Genomic DNA, 16,133 nt, shown 5'->3' on the forward strand with positions numbered 1-16,133 from the left:
AAGGTCATGTAGCTTGATAAAGGGAGGAACGTTTGGTGATCGGTTATATTGGTAAACGAATGATCGCGATCATTCCTATCGTTTTTATCGCTACACTTGTTACCTTTGCGCTTATTCATATTTCACCGGTTGATCCGGCCGAGGCTTATCTGACAGCCGCTCATATCTATCCAACACCGGAGCTGCTTGCGCAAAAACGGCATGAGTTCGGTCTGGATCAGCCTTTATTAACCCAATATGTGCATACGATTCAGAAGATTGCCAAGCTCGACTTCGGAACTTCGTATCTCACCAACAAACCCGTATGGGATGAAGTGAAACTAAGGATTCCCGCTACGGCTGAACTAGCCTTCTGGAGTATGCTGTTATCAATTTTGGTGAGTATACCTTTGGGAATACTGGCGGCGGTGTATAAGAATAGCTGGATTGACATGGTCAGCCGTGCGATTTCCTATTTTGGAGCGTCGATTCCGCAATTCTGGCTCGGTTACCTGCTGATCTTCTTTTTCTCGGTGAAGCTGGACTGGCTGCCTGTGGAGGGACGTGGATCGTGGGAGAATCTGGTTCTGCCTACGATTACACTCTCCATGATCCTGATTGCGGTCTACACCCGATTGTTACGTTCCAGTGTACTGGAGCAATTGCAGGAGACATATGTACAGTACGCAAGAACACGCGGGATTCGCGAACGAGTGATTATGCTCAAGCATGTCCTGAAAATCGCCATATCGCCCCTTATTACGGGGATGGGGATGAGTATGGGCAAGCTGCTCACAGGCACCATTATTGTAGAGCAGGTGTTTTCCTGGCCGGGGTTCGGGCGTTATTTTGTCGATGCGATATTTAACCGGGATATTCCCGTTATTCAATGTTATGTCTTCCTGGCGGCCTGCCTGTTCATCGTATGCAATCTGCTCGTTGATCTGGTGCAGCTCGTTATGGACCCACGGATTTCAGCGAAAGGACGGGCAGAACATTGATAAACAAATGGCGTGCGGTATTTAAAGGACAGAGAGCCATCCAGATCTGCTCGGTGATCATATTGCTTTTCTTCGTGATTGCGTTATTAGCCCCATGGATTGCTCCTCATGACCCGGTGAAGGTGAATCTGTTGCAGAAGCTGGCGAGTCCATCGCTTGAGCATTGGCTGGGGACGGATCATCTGGGACGCGACAATCTCACCAGGCTAATGTATGGAGCGCGGGTGTCGCTTGGTTTTGCTACCCTGATCTTCCTGTCATCTTTACTCATTGGTGTCATTGTAGGTTCAATCTCCGGTTACCTTGGTGGCTGGGTGGACAGTCTGCTGATGCGCTTGTGTGAAGGCATTATGGCGTTTCCGAATCTGGTGCTGGTGCTCGGTATTGTAGGGATCTTTGGTCCAGGTTTGATGCAGGTGCTTCTAGCCCTCATGATGGTACAGTGGGTGTATTATGCACGTATCTGCCGGAATATGGTCGTTAGTCTGAAAGAACGGAACTTCATCGCAGCGGCGCGGATTAGCGGCTCCTCTTCATGGACGATTATCCGCAAACATATCATCCCCAACGTGCAGCGTCCCATCGTTGTAATGGGCACGCTGGAGATGGGATGGGCGATTATGGATATATCCGCTCTGTCCTTCCTGGGACTCGGTATTCAACCACCGAATGCAGAATGGGGAGCCATGATTCATGAAGGAACGGGTTATATTCGCAGTCATCCGGAGTTGATGATCTATCCGGGTGCATTGATTCTGCTGGTGGTCATTACGTTCAACATCTTGGGAGAAGCGTTATCCGAGCGTTATGGCATTGCAAAAAGGTAGTGGTTCGGAATCGAAGGCATATGAGGGGTGAACGTAACGATGGATGATGCAGCGAAGGTACTCGAAGTTCGTGGTCTGCAAGTGAATCTAAGAACAGCGGAGGGTTCAGTCCCGTTACTGGAGCCCATTGATTTTGAATTAAAAAAAGGTCGTGTCTTCGGTCTCGTCGGTGAGAGTGGCAGCGGTAAGACCGTTACATGTAACGCGTTGCTCCATCTGCTTGATCCGCGCAGGATGGAAGTGTCGGGCAGCATCCACCTGAATGGACGGGAGCTTGGCTCGTTGTCAGGTGAGGAGATGCGGCGCATCCGCGGCAAGGAAATCGGATTTATTATGCAGAATCCGATGAATGCTTTTACACCCGTATATACGATTGGATCTCAATTCATTGAAACTTTGCGTACGCATTCGGGAATGTCCAAAGTGGCGGCCCGAGAGCGGGCGATTGCAGCCTTGGCAGACATGAATTTGCCCGAACCAGCTAAACTGATGAAGCGATATCCCTTCCAACTGAGTGGCGGTATGTTGCAGCGTGTGATGATCGCCATATCGATGTGCCTGCGACCGGCTTTGGTTATTGCGGATGAACCAACGACGGCACTGGATGTCGTAAATCAATTGAAGGTGCTTCAGGAATTGGATCGTTTACGTACGGAATACGGCACATCCATCTTACTCATCTCTCACGATCTGGGTGTGATCTCGCAAATGGCAGATGAAGTGGCGGTTATGCAGAATGGACGGATTGTGGAGCAGGCAGATGTGTACCAACTGTTCGATCACCCGCAGCATGAGTATACACAGATGTTGTTAAATGCCAGACCCAGTATGTCTTTGAGACGATAGCGAATGGCAGATGAGATGAATCGTTCAGTGAATGTATGTGTAGAACGGGTATGAACTGTATTTTGAGTGGGTAGGCGTAGGGGTGGAATGGACATGGTAATGTGTAATTTCGTCTTCTTCGGAGATTACTTCTGCCAAGTACAAGAGAGGAGGATGACCTGATGCTTCAGGTACGGGAAGTAAGCCATAGCTATGGCAAACGCAATTGGCTTGATCGTTCGGGAGCGCGTCCTCCTGTGCTGACAGACATCTCACTTACGATTGAAAAGGGTGTTTGTCTGGGACTGCTGGGTACAAGTGGAGCGGGTAAAAGTACTTTGGGTAAAATCATCCTTGGTCTGGAGAAGCCCAGCCAGGGTCAGGTTTTATTTCAAGGTCAGGATATCTACCGCTCCAGCAAACCCGTCCTTAAGGGATTACGACGTGATCTGCAGGTCGTTTTCCAGGACTGTTATTCGGCTGTGAATCCACTCATGACTGCCGCGCAGATCATCGGGGAGCCGCTGGATAATTACGAGCATTTGTCGGCCAAAGAACAACTTCGTGTGATTGGACAACTGCTTGAGCAGGTCGGACTTACACCAGAGGATGCAAACAAGCTTCCGCACCAGTTCAGCGGTGGGCAATTACAGCGAATTAACATCGCACGAGCTATCGCGCTCAAGCCAAAGTTAATCGTACTGGACGAATCAATCAGCAGCCTAGACATGGTGCACCAGACGCAAATTCTATCCTTATTGGCGGAGCTCAGGGCGTCCTACGGGTTGTCGTACCTCTTTATCACGCATGATATTCGGGCTGCCATGACGATCTGTGACCGCATTGCGGTAATGGATCAGGGCAGGATTGTCTATAGCGGTGATGCGGGGGATTCGGTGATGAAGTCGGATCATCCGGCTGTGCAGCAGCTGGTTACAGCTATTTTGCCTGAGCATCCATCAGGTCGTATTTCGTTTGGGTAAATAATGTGCGCAAGGTTCGTTAGACTATAATAAACGCAACAAAGGGGTGTCCCGTCTTGAACATGACGTAGGGGACATCCCTTTTTTGTTTAGGATTAGGCAATTTTATCTTCTGTCTTACCCCATCTTCCGCCCAAGCTGTTCGATCTTATCCAACCAATTCTTTCTCTGTTCATCTGATTTCTTACCCACTTGATCTACAGTTGTTATCCGCACAGGTTTGATACCAGTCAGTCCAAATGTGGAGATTTTCATCATCTTGTGTGCAGGCTCACCTTGGAACCATTTGAAGTACCAGCTCGGACCATCCATCGTGGTGATCATGCGGGCGGTGCGGCCTTTGAGCAGTTGATCCGGGAAAGGTTTTCCTTTTTGATACTTGAAGGCGTAACCTGGCATGAAGATTCGGTCAACGAAACCTTTCAACAGGGCAGGTGGTCCTCCCCACCAGATTGGGAATACCCATACGAGATGTTCGGCCCACTTGATCGCTTCTTGGGTCTCTAGCAAATCTGGTTCAAGTGGAAGTTTATTACGATATCCTCCCTCCAGATTCATGTTGAATGCCAACTCGTTCAGGGTGATCATGCGGACGTCGGCACCCGCCTGCACCGCACCTTTACGGTAAGCTTCGGCTAGTGCGCCGTTGTAACTGGGGGAGACGGGATTGCCTTGAATAATTAATATTTTTTTCATGGAAGATGACACGTCCTGACTATTTTAGTTAATGAACACTAACCTCATGTGCAAAAAGAAAAGGTCACGTATGACCCGGTGATCCATCTGTATATCCTGATGGTATGCTGACGATTCTCTTTTTATAACGTGTAGCCCCAAACCTTACTTGGTTTTCTGCGAGGTCAAATGGCTACCACTCTCCCTCGCTACTCCTGAGGTACGTTTCCCAACATCGATGCAAGTCGGTGAACCGTCTCCCCAGTGTAGGGTACCAACAACTCCGGTAGCTCACCTTGCATACTGGAGACCGCCATGCGTGTAATTGCACCGATCACCAGAACGGCTGTAAGCCGTGAATCCTGCTGAGGCAGTTCACCCCGCATCATTCCCTGATCGATCAGATCCATTAACGCATCCAACGGCTGACGGTAATCCTCGCTGCTTCCGGCTTCAATGAATATTTCGTGATTCTGTGAAATTAGTAGCAGCCCGTAGGGATCTTCATCATGCAGATGGAGAACCTCGGTAACCAGTTGCTTGAAGCGTTCCAACACTGGACCTTCCTGTCGAACATACCCGTCAATCAGTGCAGTATAGTCGACACAGTATTGGGTGAAGGCTTCCAGGGCAACGGCATCCTTGTTTTTAAAATGTTTGTAGATCGCCGCGTCGGTTACTCCGGCGGCGTCACCGATCTCTTTGACGGATATGCCGTCAACGCCTTTGGTTGCGAACAAGCGCATCGCCGCTTGTAGGATATCTTTCTTTTTGCTGTCCACATGAGATTTGTTCTTCATGATTGTATAGTAAGTGATTACTAACCAAAATGCAATAAGCAATTTTGAAACTCTGAATGGAGACACTGAATAAGCGCTTACGACCAAAGCTTGCAGGCTTGTGAGCGGCAACGTATGATGAATAGAAATCAACATCGGAGTAGCAGGGAGAACGAAATGGATGGTGGGTAGCGTGAACGAAGAGTTGGATGCATACAGCTGGGTGACGCCCGAAGGAATGCTGAATGATCAATATATAACAAGCCGTGAACAGTTGTATAAAGGAATGAACGGACGATATGTGGAGCGATTCACTGTTCCTAGCGGTGAAAGTTATATTTTCAAACCGTTGACGAATCCTGTACAGCATGGACGGGAACGATGGATGTACGAGCGTGTGATGTCTGGCTTACCACCAATCTATCCGCAACTCATTGCAGCGTCGGATCTTACCATTGCTCCAGCACAGAGCTGGATGATCTACGAGGATCTGGGGCAACTGATGCATGATTCGCAAGAAGCGACGATGCTCGGCGCAGCGGCACATATGGCAGCATGGCATGCATTGTCTGTTACGAATTGGAGCGAACTGCCTCGCGTGGGCCAGAAACCGTCCATTCGCACAATGTTGGATGAGTTGCAAATGCATAGGCAATCTACCGATGAACTGTTATCCAGATTGGATATGCAGCTATCCGCATCCGATTGGGACAAGATCTCAAGGTTGATCCTCACGGCAGAGGAAGAACTTCCAACCGTTTTGTGTCACGGAGACCTGCATCCAGGTAACATGGCGGAGGTGGACGGCAGACTGGTCATCTTGGACTGGGAGCATGCCCATCTGAATACGCCACTGTGGGATATAGTTCACCTAGTTGATCTCTCGCATCCGCTGTTTCCCAGAACGGTTACGCCTGTATTGCGAGAGCGGGTCATGGATGTTTATTTGGACAAACTGGGGAGCCTGGGCATGCAGATTGAACGGGTTTCTTTTGCAGAATGGTACGACGCCTATGCTATTGTATTCTCACTCTGGATGCTGCGTTTGATTGATGGTGACCTGAGAAGTGAGGAATGTGTATGGCCGAAGGAACAGTTGCGTAACCAGTGGCATGAGACGGCAGCGACGCTGGAACAGTGCATGAGGCACATGCGTGAGGAATAGAAATGAGGGGTGAGAAGCTTGCGTAAAGTCGGACTTGTTATGCGTAAAATTCAATTCACGGAAGCACAGGGGCCACGCGTATTTGCGGATCGGCTGAAGCAGATTGGTCTGGAGCTGGGCGTGGATATTGTGTTCATCTCGCCGGAGCGTCATGTCAGCGGATATGACTGGTTGCCCGGTTACGAGCATGAGAAAGGCGACCTGGTGAATTACGATATCGTGCTGGATCAGATTCATAGCCAAAATATAGAACATGTCATCTACACCGTGTCCGGGTTTACGTTTTTGAAGATGTTCTTACCGAAGAGCGTGTTGTTCCCGCACAGTTTCCCCGATCCCGCGCTAACGGGATATGAGATGATGAAGCCATTTTATACGATGGTGGATAAAGCAATTGTACAGACGGAGTTTTTGAAAACAGAGCTGGGTCGCAATTTCGGTGTACATGACGTGAATGTTATTCCGATTGGCTTTAGCGAAGAGCTGGCGAACCGGCACTATGATCCGAGTCAGGTTGTGCATAATCGGGTGCTCTGGATCGGTCGGGATGAGGCGAACCGTCGCCCGGATCTAGTTTTGGAATACGCTCGGCAGAACCCGGACAAGGAAGTATATATGGTGTTTGGCGGTGTACGCTATAAGGAAACCATGAAGAAGTACGACATTCCTTCCAACGTGAAGCTGAAGTTTGCGCTCACGCAGGATGAGATATTTACGTTGATGAACTCATCCAAGGTGTATTGGAATTGTTCGGCCTTTGATACGTTTGCGATGCCGTTGACGGAAGCGATGGCGATGGGCAAAATGGTCGTGAAGCCGGAGCATGCCTGCTACGGTCACATTCGATCCACGCATGCCTTTGCAGGCAATGAGGATAACTGGTTTGAACTGGTGAACATGGCTGCGGCTGCGCCGCGCAGTGTGTCAGAAGACAACCGGGAGTATGCGTTTGGTGCTTTTTCGCGCACGAAAATGAAAGAAGGGTACCGGAACTTTTTCTCAGATTGGTTGAAGTAACGTAAGGTCTGTAACAAAGGGCTTAATCCATCCAGCAACAGGAGGGGAACCTTATGGAAGTACTGATCTTGTGGACATTGGGAATGTGGGCGGTGCAGCTGCTGATTGAATGGCTTATCTACCGGTTGCAAGGACGACGAATGACGTGGGTACAATATATATTGCCATGTGTGGCCCTGCTTGGCGGTGCCGTTGTAATCATGATCAGCATCGATATTGGCGGGTGGAACGGCATCGGATATGCCCTGCTCGGCGCATCACTGGGTACCTCGGGAATGTTAACACTTATTACGGTGGCGATCAGGGATGTAATGCTTCGGCGACAGGGCAGGAATTAAGCGTAAGAATGAAACTACTATACAGTAAGATTTGAATTGGGCGATGGGCTGGTTGCAGGGACACAGCCTTCTGTGATATATTGGCATTAATTATGACAAGGGAGGTGAAGACAGGTGAATCACGAGATGCTTAACAACCGTATTAGCCAGCTGCCGATTGCTATGGCTGGCATTGTTCATACTTTTCTGACCAACGGGAGAAGTCTGTCCAATTTTGAATATACGGAAGTTAACATTTGCGAGAAGATGCCTGCCTTGACCTCATTCGGACGATAAGCGATAGTGCTTGAATTCTGAAGGGCCGCGGAGCTAACCTCCTGCGGCTCTTTTTGTGTTGCGGTCAGGATCTTCCATACCATAGGAGGAACCTTATTATGATGATGATTAGCGCGCAACAACTGACTCAATACCACGGAGCACATCTGGTGCTGGACGGCATTACGTTTGAAATTATGGAAGGTGACAAGGTCGCCCTGATTGGCCGCAACGGAAGCGGCAAGACCACACTTATGCGCCTGATGGCAAGACTGAACAAGCCGGATGAAGGGCAATTGATGATCAAGAAAGATACACGAATGGGATATGTGGCTCAGGTTCCAGAAGGAATGGATGACCATACCGTACTGGATGTACTGAGTCTTGGATTCAAGGAGCTTATGATATGTCGCACGCAAATGAAGGAAATGGAGCAGCAGATGTCCGATCCGGCATGTGCAGCAGACCCTGATCAATTGGAGCGCCTGTTGAAACGCTACGCGGCACTGCAAGACCAGTTCGAGCGTGAGGGTGGATACGAAATGGATGCCCGGATCGATCAGGTGGCGGACGGTTTGGATATCGCCAAGGCACACTATGGTTGGCGCTTTGGTTCCCTGTCCGGTGGGGAGCAGACTCGGGTGGTGCTGGCTTCACAGCTAATTGTAAGACCAGACCTGTTATTGCTGGATGAGCCGACAAACCATCTTGATCTGGAGCGGGTTGAGTGGCTGGAAGGATTTTTACGTGAATATCTCGGTACCATTGTCCTGATCTCGCATGATCGCTATTTTTTGGATCGGGTCGTGAATCGAACACTGGAGCTGGAGGATGGGGAAGCGGAAACGTCTGCTGGCGGTTATACGGAATATATGAAAGTAAAGGAACAACGGCTGTTGCAGCAATTCGAGGAGTTCAAGGAGCAGCAGAAGGTTATCAAGAAAATGAAGGAAACGATCCGCCAGTTAGAGGAGTGGGGCCGGGTTGGTGGGAATGAAAAGTTCTTCCGGCGGGCCGCTTCCATGCGCAAGGCGCTGGAGCGGATGGAACAGGTGAAGCGTCCTGTACTGGAGCGCCGCAATGCCGAGTTCGATGTGCGTCCTACGGATCGAACGGGAAAGCGGGTAGCAATATTGGAACAGGTCGAGAAGAGCTATGGCGAGCGTGAAATCCTGCGCGGAATCTCGGGTCTGCTGGAATATGGGGATAAAATTGCACTCATTGGCCGGAATGGTTCTGGCAAGACGACCCTGTTCAAGCTGTTGCTTGGTGACGAGCAACCCAATGCGGGCAAGCTGGAGTGGGGGGCGCGTGTGGATGTCGGATATCTGGCTCAACAGGAGGAACCCACGAATCCAAAGCTGAACGTACTTGAATACTTCCGTCTGGAAGCGGGTGTGGAGGAAGGCGAGGCTCGCGGGATTCTGGCCCGATATCTGTTCTATGGAGCGGATGTATTCCGCTCTGTTGGGCAATTATCTGGTGGGGAATGGACGCGTCTGCGGCTAGCTCTTCTGGTGCAACGTAAACCCAATGTACTGCTGCTCGATGAGCCAACCAACCATCTGGATATCGCATCGAGAGAAGCGCTGGAAGAGTCGCTGGTTGATTTTGAAGGGACCGTACTTGCCATCTCACATGATCGGTACTTCGTCAATCGCCTCGCTTCCCGTGTCTGGGAACTGGAGGACGGACAGATGACCGCTTATCTGGGAGACTATGAGGCGTATCGTGAGAAGAAGCTTGATTTGCAAGCTCGTGCGGCGGTGACAACTCAGGCTACAGCAGGCGTGGGCGTTTCTTCTCGTGGGAATGCCAAGTCAGAGATGAAGTCAGGGTTAACGTCCGCGCCCGGCGGGACTGCCAGATCAGGAAAGAAACCAGAAACAAACTCGACAATGAACGGTTCCACTGTTGCGGCTCCCGATGGAAGTCGTGATTATGAAGTTTCCACAGGATCAAGCAAGGCGTTGACCCCTTCGGCAACAGCTGCATCGAATCATAGAAGTGGCAATGGCAACAAACCGTCTGCGGAGAAGCTGGAACAGACGTTGGCTCGTCTTGAGGCACAGATTCAGGTGCTGGACCAACAGCTGGAAACGGTGGAGAACAATCCGCTTGAACTGGAACAAATCTGGAATGAACGTGAGCAATTGTCCAATGAATACAATGATGTATTGGCCCAGTGGGCTGAGTTATAAGTCAGAATAGTATAAGCATAAGATTAAACAAGTGCGGTCGGAGAGTCTTCTCCGGCCTTTTTGAACTGGATTGCGTACCAAAACAAAAGTAGAAAACAGTATGTTATTTCCTGCTTCGTTAATCGGAGAACGAAGGTAGCCAACATGTTCTTTATTACATGTCATGGTGAATAGTGTAACTTTTTTCCTTCTGATGCGTTAAATACGTTTGTATGAATTGAAACGGCTCACCTAAGAGCTCGCAAAAAGGGAGGTTATCGGTATCTATTATTCATTGACTTATCGGAGTTGGTCGGATGATCGACAGGCGGAGACGGGGGTGCTGGAACAGACTTCAGTCACACGAGATGAACTGTTCATGCGCAAACTGGTGGATGCTACCTTGGTGAAAAACAAACTCTGGGCGCATCTGTCCAATGAATGCCAAGATGGGCGGGAACATGCAGTATATGTGACGGCGTATGACCAACAGATGCCGGACGAGTACGGTGCAGCCATTGCTGATGCTGCGCTGGCGATGTGCAAAATGTCTTCCATGTATAGCGCAGAGTATATGCTGTGGAATGGAAGTTCATTTCAGGAGTTGGAACTCACAGCGTCATCCACTTATACAATGGAGCTTGCCGAGCAACTGCTGGACCATTACATGGTTCGCGGTGGCAAGACGTATGAGTTCCTGTATTCTGTGCTAGATGCGGATCGTAAGAAAGTATTGTTTTATATGAAAGAGGTGGATCTGTGATGAGTGACCAAGAGCGGGGGCAAGCATCCAAACCCGGATCGAAAGCAAAGCTGGTTGCTTTCTCCCTGATGCTGGCGGTTCCTGCCGTGTTATCCGGTTGTGGCAGCAACAATGATGAATGTGACCCGGAGTATGATACCGGATGTGAATATGATTCCAGCAGTGGGCACTATTACTACGGTGGGTCGTCGTATCGAAGCAACAAGGACAGTAACAGCTCCTATAGCAAACCCAAGTCCAAATCAAGCGGCTTCGGTAGCTTCTTCCGCAGCTCGGGAGGATAACCGGATGAGGCAAGTGGTTCAACTGCCGTTAAGTCACGAAGAGGTATTTCAGGGTGAAACGGAACAACAGATTCCATATCATCGAATGTATGGGAAACAATATTGTGTGCCTGCATTAACGGTTTATTCTCCCTCGGAGGTACAAGAGCTGCGTACCGCAGCCGAGGCGGTAGACGGCATTTACTGTAAAGTGATGCAATTTATCCAGCAATATATGCCGGATTCTTTTTTGGAGCATCAGCTGGGTATCCATCCGGGGCTTATTCCGGCAGCACGTATGGAGTTGGTAACTGGAGGCATTACCCGTCAGGACTGGATTATTGGAGAAGCTGGGCCGAAGTGTATTGAAAATAATACGGACACTCCAACGGGCATACCGGAGGCTGCTGCATTGGAAAATATCCTGGTCGGTCTTGCTGAGGATGCTGCGCTAACTGCACCATCTGCCGAGATGGATACACTTATTCGGGAGTGTTTCAGGATATGGCTGGAATTCTATGCAGAGCAGGGATTACAGGGTCCGGTGACATTCACTTCTTTTGGCGAACATGTCGAAGATCGAACAAATACGGAATACCTGATGAAACGTTGTCAGGAAGCTGGATACGAAGTCTTCTATGCTGCACTTGAGGAACTGGAGATTGTTCCAGGGGAGGCGCTTTACCATCAGGGTCGGGAGATTAACCTACTGTATCGCCTTTATCCACTGGAGTATCTGATTGATGATCGGGATGAGACGACAGGGGTGGAGATTGGTGCTGAACTGCTTGAACTTGTACGTGATGGACGACTGGGCCTGATGAATCCGGTTCAGCATGTACTGATGCAGAGTAAAGGCTTCATGGCGGCAATCTGGTCGCTCTACGAGCGGAACGAGCAAACTCCGGAATATTGCGGGTTTACCCTCTTTGATGAAGCAGAGATGGACGTGATTTCCCGATATCTGCTGCCCACCTATTTTTCTGCTGAGCCTTTCGAACTGAACGTCATACCATATGTAGCCAAAAGCTATTGGGGGCGCGAAGGTAGAGGAACGCTTTTACTGGATGGAGGAACGGACAATGCCCCTGGAAAGCAGGATACGGAGCATCCTCTTAACGAGGCGCTGGAATCCAATCTTGCATCTGGGGCAGCAGACGAGGATGAAGAAATTACAGCTTATTACGAAAACCAGCCCAAAATCTATCAGCAGCTGGTTCCGATGGAACAGGCCGTGATCGAGACAGAAGATGGAGCGTACAGTGGTTATCTGCTTACAGGGGTGTTTGTTATCGGTGGGCGTTTGGCTGGGTTGCTGCCACGGGTCGGGGAGAAAGTAACTGGAGATATGGCCTATTATTGCGCGGCTACAGTTCGTGAACGGATGAATGATGAGGAGGAGAAGGAATGGAGAACTTGGGATTGAACTTGCTGAATGTTGCGGTGGGTATAGGCATTCTGCTGGTGGTATTGGTGTGTGGATATTTCGCTTTTAGCAAATTGACCCGGTATGACGATAGTGAGGAAATTGCCAAAGGTAACGAAGCGGCAGGCATGTATATGGGCAGTAAATTGCTGGGACTGTGTATTATCGTAGGCATGGTGTCTTTTTCGACGCATTCGTGGCTGGATATGCTGTTGTGGTCGGCGCTTGGAATTATTGTGTTGTGCCTGGTCTATATTATATTTGATTTCCTTACGCCTAAAATGCGAGTATGCGAAGAAATCGCACGAGGCAATATGGCAGTAGCACAGCTGCTGCGTTCGATTATCATTGGCGTTTCCATCGTCATCGGTACATTTTTGATGTAAAATAGGCCTAGAGATAAACGATAATTTAGAATCAATATAGTGTTTACACGAAAACGAAGAGGACAGAAAAAATCTGGAGAAGCGAAGCGTTCGCCTTTATCATCTGATTTTTACCTTTGAAAGAAGGTATATAAAAAAATCTGAGGGTAACAGCGATCTTAAGATTGTTCTGTTCGCAGAGTTATTAAGTGTAATGTTGTATTTTGTTCTAAATGAATATCAAACGGAAGAAGGAGCGCGGCATCATGAGAAGAGTCATCATCGATACAGATACAGCAGGAGACGATACGATTGCGATCCTGACGGCATTGCATCACTTTCAGGTGGAGGGCATTACGATTACGGGCGGTAACGTACAATTCGACCAGGAGGTTGAAAATGCCCTGTACACGGTACAGGTTGCTGGACATGGCGGCAAGGTGCCTGTGTATAAAGGTTGCGAGCGTCCGCTAATGGCCTATGGAAAGGCTCAGCACCGCACAGTGGAAGATGTGCATGGCGATGACGGCATGGGCGGCGCACATTTCCCAAAGGCGGATCAGCGTCCCGAGAGCGGGCATGCGGTTGATTTTATCATTGAGAAGGTGCATGCACATCCAGGTGAAATTGAACTTCTGGCGATTGCCCCTTTGACTAATATTGCGATGGCTATCCAGAAGGACCCAACCATTATTCCGCAGATTGCTCACCTGTACATCATGGGCGGAACGAATAATGCACTGGGCAATATCACACCGGCAGCGGAGTATAACTTCTATGTGGACCCGGAAGCAGCGAAAATTGTACTGCATGCAGGCATTCCGATTACTATGGTAGGCTGGGAGATGTGCACGCAATATTCAGTTATGGACGATGATGATCATGCAGAGATTGCGGCTCTCGGTACATCGGGTGCCGATTTCTTCACTGCAATCAACAAAGTGGTTATGCAGTTCAACAAGTCGGTACATAAGTTGAATGGCACCACTCATCCTGATACGTTACTAATGGCTGTAGCCGCAGATGAATCCATCATGACCAAGTCAGGTCAATATTATGTGGATGTGGAAGCGGCCGGAGAACTGACACGTGGATACAGTGTGGTTGATATCAACGGACGTTTTGGCAAAGAGCCGAATGTACGTGTCTGTGAAGCCATTGATCGGCCCAAATTCAAATCTATGCTTCTGGACGTTCTCTCAGCGATCCAATAAACGCAGTAATTTAACTACAGGAAAAAGAAGAAAATCCGTGCCTATCCCAGGTGCGGATTTTTTATTGCCCATTTTTGGAATAACTACTTCACCTGTCGTAGTAAATTGTGCTATACTTCAACTACTACGACAGATGAAGTAATGAGGAGGAGTATCTTTTGTGATCAGCAGTGACGTTATACGTGGCTACAATGATACGCTGATCCTCTACATGCTGCTCGAAGGGGAGTCGTACGGCTACGAGATTTCCAAGAACATCAGGCAGCTGACAGAGGAAAAGTACGTCATGAAGGAGACGACATTATACTCGGCCTTCACCCGATTGGAGAAGAACGGTTATATTGAATCGTTTTACCTGGATGAGAATAGTTTGGGAAAGCGTCGTACCTATTACCGAATTACGCCGCCCGGCCTCGACTATTACAGAGAAAAGTGTGAGGAATGGAAGGTTACACAGGAGGTTGTTAATCTATTTATCAGGGAGTTGTGACGGAACATGGAGACAATTATGGTGTATCTGGAGAACATGTTTGCTGGTCTACCGAAGACACCCGAGGTGGAGCATCTGAAGCAGGAACTCCTTTCGGGGATGGAAGATAAGTACCTGGAGTTGAAGCGGGAAGGCAAGTCGGAGAATGAAGCCGTCGGTATTGTGATCTCAGAATTCGGTAATATCGAGGAGCTAACTGCAGAACTCGGTATTCAACCAGTTAGTGCGGAAGAGGCAGTACCTGTGCTGACGGAAGAAGAAGCCTACGCATATACCACTGCCAAAAGAAATGCCGGATTTTGGATCGGGCTGGGTATTTTATTGTGCGCGTCGGGTGTGGCGTTTCTGATTTTCATGGATACTTTATTTGAGAACTATGCCACTTCAGATGCAAACCGTTCGGTGGAAACGGGGGCTGTACTAGGCCTGATCGGCATGTTCGTGCTGATTGCGATTGCGGTAGGCATGTTCATTCACAGTGGCATGAAGCTTGAACGCTTCAGTCATATGGAGAAGGGCTTCCAGCTTCCTTATACACTTAAAATGAGTATTCAGCATAGTCGGGAGAGCTTCGCTCTGACTTATCGTATAGCCATCATTACGGGTGTCTGCCTGTGCATTCTGTCTCCTGTGTTTATTTTCGCAGCCTCCTCTATCAATGATAACTACGCCTCTTATGGTGTATCTGCCTTTATGGTTATGGCTGGGGTAGGAGCATTCCTGTTTGTATATTACGGTAATATTCAGGGGGCTTACACGAACTTGCTGGAGAAGCACCAGTTGACGGTAGAGAAGAAGCAAGAAGTAAAGGTTGTGAGAGCCGTGGAAGCGATTGTATGGCCGCTGGCGACAGCCATCTTCTTGTTCACAGGCTTTGTATATCAACGGTGGGATATCAATTGGGCCATATTCCCGATTACAGGCATTCTCTCCGGCAGCTTTAGCAATGTGTACCATATTATGAAAAGCAAAAATCCGTCCTGAGCACTGCTTTAGCTAGTAAAGCCCACTTGATCTATATTGATCAGGTGGGCTTTATTTTGCTCCATTTAATCTAGTTTTGCTGCAACAAAAACGAGCGGATACCTGTCGTGACCAGATCATGGTCCTCCTCATCAGGCAAACCCGATACTGTAATGGTGCCGACCTGTCCCTCATTTTCCAGAATCAGCGGGAAAGCGCCACCAGCCAAGACGTAGTCCGATGAAGGAAGATTAAAATCCTGTTCAAGCGTTTGGTCCTCGTTTCTCAGGCGCAGAGCCGTGTGCCAAGAGCTGGAGGAGAAATGATTCACCACGTTGTTTTTACGTCGAATCCAGTCTTCGTTGTCGGGATGAGTGCCTTCCATCGCATGCAAAAAGAGACGATGCCCCTTCAGGGTAATGTCGATGGTCACGGCTTGAGAGCGACGCTTCGCTTCTTCAATTAGATGCAGCCCAAGGTTAAGCGCCGTTTCAGAATCAAATTTGCCAAATACCAAGTCCTTTTCTTCCTGCTGCATTTCCTTTAATTTCTCTGTCATGATCAGGTTCAAATTACAGGCATCCCCTTTACGTATATGATTGATGTCTACATTCGACATGGATTG

The 16,133-nt window shown here is 48.9% G+C and carries 19 protein-coding genes; 16 read left to right on the forward strand and 3 right to left on the reverse strand.

Annotated features, from left to right (window positions below; genetic code table 11):
• Positions 1 to 35: 35 nt before the first annotated feature.
• The 4 genes from nikB (at position 36) to nikE (ending at position 3,615) form a co-directional block, all read left to right on the forward strand.
• Positions 36 to 980, forward strand: a complete 945-nt coding sequence (nikB, locus tag AC6CIF_RS07380) for a nickel ABC transporter permease subunit NikB (RefSeq protein ID WP_076212175.1) — start codon at positions 36 to 38, stop codon at positions 978 to 980.
• Complete coding sequence (gene nikC / locus AC6CIF_RS07385; protein ID WP_036606611.1) at positions 977 to 1,807, forward strand: nickel ABC transporter permease subunit NikC; 831 nt, start codon at positions 977 to 979, stop codon at positions 1,805 to 1,807. The genes nikB and nikC overlap by 4 nt, the downstream gene beginning before the upstream one ends.
• A 39-nt stretch (positions 1,808 to 1,846) precedes the next feature.
• Complete coding sequence (locus AC6CIF_RS07390) at positions 1,847 to 2,653, forward strand: ABC transporter ATP-binding protein (RefSeq protein WP_498198799.1); 807 nt, start codon at positions 1,847 to 1,849, stop codon at positions 2,651 to 2,653.
• A gap of 161 nt (positions 2,654 to 2,814) precedes the next feature.
• On the forward strand, positions 2,815 to 3,615 hold the full coding sequence (gene nikE / locus AC6CIF_RS07395) for a nickel import ATP-binding protein NikE (protein ID WP_498198801.1): 801 nt from the start codon (positions 2,815 to 2,817) through the stop codon (positions 3,613 to 3,615).
• 117 nt (positions 3,616 to 3,732) lie between these two features.
• Here nikE and AC6CIF_RS07400 read toward each other — a convergent pair whose 3' ends face one another.
• The gene (locus AC6CIF_RS07400; protein ID WP_498198802.1) at positions 3,733 to 4,311 is read right to left on the reverse strand and encodes an NAD(P)H-dependent oxidoreductase; all 579 of its coding nucleotides are present in this window, start codon (positions 4,309 to 4,311) and stop codon (positions 3,733 to 3,735) included.
• 188 nt (positions 4,312 to 4,499) lie between these two features.
• The gene (locus AC6CIF_RS07405; RefSeq protein ID WP_253504069.1) at positions 4,500 to 5,090 is read right to left on the reverse strand and encodes a TetR/AcrR family transcriptional regulator; all 591 of its coding nucleotides are present in this window, start codon (positions 5,088 to 5,090) and stop codon (positions 4,500 to 4,502) included.
• Between the two features lie 160 nt (positions 5,091 to 5,250).
• Here AC6CIF_RS07405 and AC6CIF_RS07410 point away from each other — a divergent pair, with 160 nt between their 5' ends.
• The 12 genes from AC6CIF_RS07410 (at position 5,251) to AC6CIF_RS07465 (ending at position 15,529) form a co-directional block, all read left to right on the forward strand.
• On the forward strand, positions 5,251 to 6,234 hold the full coding sequence (locus tag AC6CIF_RS07410; protein WP_498198804.1) for a phosphotransferase family protein: 984 nt from the start codon (positions 5,251 to 5,253) through the stop codon (positions 6,232 to 6,234).
• A gap of 18 nt (positions 6,235 to 6,252) precedes the next feature.
• Positions 6,253 to 7,251 (forward strand): glycosyltransferase, encoded by a 999-nt coding sequence (locus AC6CIF_RS07415; protein WP_047840852.1) that lies wholly within the window; start codon positions 6,253 to 6,255, stop codon positions 7,249 to 7,251.
• A gap of 53 nt (positions 7,252 to 7,304) precedes the next feature.
• Positions 7,305 to 7,589 (forward strand): YesK family protein, encoded by a 285-nt coding sequence (locus AC6CIF_RS07420; RefSeq protein WP_237177906.1) that lies wholly within the window; start codon positions 7,305 to 7,307, stop codon positions 7,587 to 7,589.
• Between the two features lie 114 nt (positions 7,590 to 7,703).
• Positions 7,704 to 7,865 carry a hypothetical protein gene (locus AC6CIF_RS07425; RefSeq protein ID WP_017691697.1) on the forward strand — a complete coding sequence of 54 codons (162 nt, stop codon included), beginning with the start codon at positions 7,704 to 7,706 and terminating at the stop codon, positions 7,863 to 7,865.
• A gap of 98 nt (positions 7,866 to 7,963) precedes the next feature.
• Entirely contained in the window at positions 7,964 to 10,045 is a 2,082-nt protein-coding gene (gene abc-f, locus AC6CIF_RS07430) for a ribosomal protection-like ABC-F family protein (RefSeq protein WP_498198807.1), read from the forward strand.
• A 274-nt stretch (positions 10,046 to 10,319) separates the two neighbouring features.
• On the forward strand, positions 10,320 to 10,787 hold the full coding sequence (locus AC6CIF_RS07435; RefSeq protein WP_083657402.1) for a hypothetical protein: 468 nt from the start codon (positions 10,320 to 10,322) through the stop codon (positions 10,785 to 10,787).
• The gene (locus AC6CIF_RS07440) at positions 10,787 to 11,071 is read left to right on the forward strand and encodes a hypothetical protein (RefSeq protein WP_076216812.1); all 285 of its coding nucleotides are present in this window, start codon (positions 10,787 to 10,789) and stop codon (positions 11,069 to 11,071) included. Before AC6CIF_RS07435 ends, AC6CIF_RS07440 begins: the two co-directional genes overlap by 1 nt.
• A gap of 4 nt (positions 11,072 to 11,075) precedes the next feature.
• Entirely contained in the window at positions 11,076 to 12,476 is a 1,401-nt protein-coding gene (locus AC6CIF_RS07445) for a glutathionylspermidine synthase family protein (RefSeq protein WP_498198808.1), read from the forward strand.
• Positions 12,458 to 12,862, forward strand: a complete 405-nt coding sequence (locus tag AC6CIF_RS07450) for a DUF350 domain-containing protein (protein ID WP_498198810.1) — start codon at positions 12,458 to 12,460, stop codon at positions 12,860 to 12,862. Before AC6CIF_RS07445 ends, AC6CIF_RS07450 begins: the two co-directional genes overlap by 19 nt.
• 245 nt (positions 12,863 to 13,107) lie before the next feature.
• Entirely contained in the window at positions 13,108 to 14,055 is a 948-nt protein-coding gene (locus AC6CIF_RS07455; protein WP_498198812.1) for a nucleoside hydrolase, read from the forward strand.
• 160 nt (positions 14,056 to 14,215) lie between these two features.
• Positions 14,216 to 14,545 (forward strand): PadR family transcriptional regulator, encoded by a 330-nt coding sequence (locus AC6CIF_RS07460; RefSeq protein ID WP_017691704.1) that lies wholly within the window; start codon positions 14,216 to 14,218, stop codon positions 14,543 to 14,545.
• Between the two features lie 6 nt (positions 14,546 to 14,551).
• Positions 14,552 to 15,529: a permease prefix domain 1-containing protein gene (locus tag AC6CIF_RS07465; protein ID WP_498198814.1), complete on the forward strand. Its 978-nt coding sequence runs from the start codon at positions 14,552 to 14,554 to the stop codon at positions 15,527 to 15,529.
• Positions 15,530 to 15,599: 70 nt separating this feature from the next.
• Here the strand turns inward: AC6CIF_RS07465 and AC6CIF_RS07470 are convergent, their stop codons facing one another.
• Positions 15,600 to 16,127 carry a heme-degrading domain-containing protein gene (locus AC6CIF_RS07470; RefSeq protein ID WP_498198816.1) on the reverse strand — a complete coding sequence of 176 codons (528 nt, stop codon included), beginning with the start codon at positions 16,125 to 16,127 and terminating at the stop codon, positions 15,600 to 15,602.
• Between the last annotated feature and the right edge of the window lie 6 nt (positions 16,128 to 16,133).

The organism is Paenibacillus sp. GQ49 (genome assembly GCF_059759055.1).

Excerpts from the sequence above, each read along its gene's own strand:
- AC6CIF_RS07390 (WP_498198799.1), top strand. The coding sequence starts at position 1,847 with ATGGATGATGCAGCGAAGGTACTCGAAGTTCGTGGTCTGCAAGTGAAT.
- nikE (WP_498198801.1), top strand. The coding sequence starts at position 2,815 with ATGCTTCAGGTACGGGAAGTAAGCCATAGCTATGGCAAACGCAATTGG.
- AC6CIF_RS07400 (WP_498198802.1), bottom strand. The coding sequence starts at position 4,311 with ATGAAAAAAATATTAATTATTCAAGGCAATCCCGTCTCCCCCAGTTAC.
- AC6CIF_RS07405 (WP_253504069.1), bottom strand. The coding sequence starts at position 5,090 with ATGAAGAACAAATCTCATGTGGACAGCAAAAAGAAAGATATCCTACAA.
- AC6CIF_RS07410 (WP_498198804.1), top strand. The coding sequence starts at position 5,251 with ATGGTGGGTAGCGTGAACGAAGAGTTGGATGCATACAGCTGGGTGACG.
- AC6CIF_RS07420 (WP_237177906.1), top strand. The coding sequence starts at position 7,305 with ATGGAAGTACTGATCTTGTGGACATTGGGAATGTGGGCGGTGCAGCTG.
- abc-f (WP_498198807.1), top strand. The coding sequence starts at position 7,964 with ATGATGATGATTAGCGCGCAACAACTGACTCAATACCACGGAGCACAT.
- AC6CIF_RS07440 (WP_076216812.1), top strand. The coding sequence starts at position 10,787 with ATGAGTGACCAAGAGCGGGGGCAAGCATCCAAACCCGGATCGAAAGCA.
- AC6CIF_RS07445 (WP_498198808.1), top strand. The coding sequence starts at position 11,076 with ATGAGGCAAGTGGTTCAACTGCCGTTAAGTCACGAAGAGGTATTTCAG.
- AC6CIF_RS07450 (WP_498198810.1), top strand. The coding sequence starts at position 12,458 with ATGGAGAACTTGGGATTGAACTTGCTGAATGTTGCGGTGGGTATAGGC.
- AC6CIF_RS07455 (WP_498198812.1), top strand. The coding sequence starts at position 13,108 with ATGAGAAGAGTCATCATCGATACAGATACAGCAGGAGACGATACGATT.
- AC6CIF_RS07465 (WP_498198814.1), top strand. The coding sequence starts at position 14,552 with ATGGAGACAATTATGGTGTATCTGGAGAACATGTTTGCTGGTCTACCG.
- AC6CIF_RS07470 (WP_498198816.1), bottom strand. The coding sequence starts at position 16,127 with ATGTCGAATGTAGACATCAATCATATACGTAAAGGGGATGCCTGTAAT.